This is a genomic window from Streptomyces sp. NPDC060198 (assembly GCF_042728415.1).
Lineage (GTDB): Bacteria > Actinomycetota > Actinomycetes > Streptomycetales > Streptomycetaceae > Streptomyces.
The window spans coordinates 1-2,175 of the sequence record NZ_JBHWZJ010000627.1 but is presented as its reverse complement, the minus strand read 5'-3'; the positions used below and the strand labels follow the sequence as shown (position 1 = coordinate 2,175).

Sequence of the window (2,175 nt, the reverse complement as noted above, 5' to 3'; positions counted from 1 at the left end):
CGCAGGCAGTGCCTGCGGGCCGTCCGGAGCTGGACCGGTGAAACGCCGTACGGGACCGAACGGCGTGCGGGATCAGTCGTCGCCGAGGATCGCGAGCACCTGGAGCATCTCCCGGTAGATCCACACCAGGGTCACGGTGAGGCCGAACGCGGCCGTCCATGCCTCCTCGCGCGCGGCGCCGTAGGTGACGCCGTCCTCGATCTCCTTGAAGTTGAGCGCGAGGACGCAGGCTCCGATGACGATGGCCACGATGCCGAAGAGGACACCGAGCGCACCGCTGCGGAACCCGAGGCCGTCGCCCCCGCCGAAGACGGCGAAGAGGAGGTTGACGGCCATGAGGAGCACGAAGCCGATCAGGGCGGCCATCACGAAGCCGTAGAAGCGGCGGGTCACCCGGATGAGACGGGCCCGGTAGGCGATCAGCACACCGGCGAGCACGGCCATGGTGCCGATCACGGCCTGCATGGCGGCGCCGGGGCTGATGTAGGCGTTGACGATGTTGCTGAGGACGCCGAGGAAGAAGCCCTCGAACACGGCGTAGGCCAGGATCAGCGGCGGCGACGGCCGGCGCTTGAAGGAGTTGATCATCGCCAGGACGAACCCGATGAGCGCGGCGCCTCCGGCGATGCCGTAGGACTTGCCGAGGCTGGCGGGGTCGATCGGCATCAGCCACCAGCCGAGCACGGCGCCGACGATCACCGTGCCGAGCGTCATCGCCGTACGGCTGACGACGTCGTCGATGGTCATCGCACCGGAGCGGACTCCGGGCGGGGCCTGCTGCGCGTAGGGGTTGGTGGCGTAGGGATGGGCGGTGCCCTGTGCGTAAGGGTTCTCACCCGTGACGGTGGCCCCGGCCTGCGGCGCCGCGTAGCCCGCGGTGCCGTTGTCGCGGCTGAAGCCCCGTCGCGAGAAGACCGGGTTGCTGCTCCTCATCTCACTCCTCCATGGCCACCCAGCGTGGCCTTGCGACAAGAGTAATGGGTAGGCAAAGAAGGCACTGTCGTGCCGAAGGAGGATCTTTACGGATTCGGAACGGCCGATCCCCCGGCCCGGCTCCCTCGCCTCTCGGCCCCCTCTGTCGAACGCCCGCCGCGCACCCGCCGTTCCCCGGCCGGGCACCGTCCGGACGCTGCCTGTCACCCGGCTGCCCGGAAAGCGCCGGAGCAACCCGTTCCGGGGTGGCGGCCGGGCACGCGGCGTTGACGCGCGTCCGCACCCCGGGCCTCCCGTCCGGGGCGCCACGTCGACCGGCGGCGTGTCCCGCGCACCGGCGGCGGTGGGACGGGTGCGCGGGGAACGGGACGCGACCACTAACGTGCCGCGCATGACGACTGCACTGATTACGGGCGCGACTGCGGGCATCGGGGCCGCGTTCGCGCGGCGGCTCGCGGGACAGGGGCACAACCTCGTGCTGGTGGCGCGCGACACCGAGCGCCTGCGTGACCAGGCCACCGAACTGCACGACCGACACGCCATCGAGGCCACGGTGCTCACCGCCGACCTGTCCGAGGACTCCGGGATCGCGGCCGTCGAGGAACGGCTCCGTGACCGCGACCATCCGGTCGAACTCCTCGTCAACAACGCGGGGTTCGGCAACAAGGGGCGCTATCTGGAGGTTCCGCTCGCCGACGAGCTGACGATGCTGAAGGTCCACTGCGAGGCCGTGCTGCGGCTGACCTCGGCGGCGGCGGCCGGGATGCGCGAGCGCGGCCGGGGCGGGATCGTCAACGTGGCCTCGGTCGCGGCCTTCGTCCCCCGGGGCACCTACGGGGCGTCGAAGGCATGGGTCGTCCAGTTCACCCAGGGCGCCGCGAAGGACCTGGCGGGGTCCGGGGTGCGGCTGATGGCTCTCTGCCCGGGCTTCGTGCGGACGGAGTTCCACCAGCGGGCCGGGATGGGCACCGGGAACATCCCGGGCTGGATGTGGCTGGACGCCGACAAGCTGGTGACCGCCGCCCTCGCCGACCTGGCGCGAGGCAAGTCGGTGTCGGTGCCGGACGCGCGGTACAAGGCGCTGATGGGGCTGGTGAAGGTGGCCCCGCGCAGTCTGCTGGGCGAGATGACCTCGCGGACGGGGCGCAAGTACGGCCCGAAGTGAGGGACCGGACCCGTGCGGGACGCCGGCCCAGCAGGCGGGCGCCGAACCCGAGCGCCGCGAACCAGCAGAGGCTGGCC

The 2,175-nt window shown here is 71.5% G+C and carries 2 protein-coding genes; one reads left to right on the top strand and one right to left on the bottom strand.

The features are described from left to right. Positions 1-72: 72 nt before the first annotated feature. Positions 73-933 (bottom strand): Bax inhibitor-1/YccA family protein, encoded by an 861-nt coding sequence (locus tag ACFWEP_RS34220; RefSeq protein WP_387376149.1) that lies wholly within the window; start codon positions 931-933, stop codon positions 73-75. A 391-nt stretch (positions 934-1,324) separates the two neighbouring features. On the opposite strand from ACFWEP_RS34220, the gene ACFWEP_RS34215 reads away from it, so the two are divergent. Further along, complete coding sequence (locus ACFWEP_RS34215; RefSeq protein ID WP_387376147.1) at positions 1,325-2,098, top strand: SDR family NAD(P)-dependent oxidoreductase; 774 nt, start codon at positions 1,325-1,327, stop codon at positions 2,096-2,098. Positions 2,099-2,175: the final 77 nt, after the last annotated feature.

What these genes read in the sequence shown, in the direction of transcription:
- ACFWEP_RS34220 (WP_387376149.1), bottom strand. Translation starts at nt 933, where the DNA reads ATGAGGAGCAGCAACCCGGTCTTCTCGCGACGGGGCTTCAGCCGCGAC.
- ACFWEP_RS34215 (WP_387376147.1), top strand. Translation starts at nt 1,325, where the DNA reads ATGACGACTGCACTGATTACGGGCGCGACTGCGGGCATCGGGGCCGCG.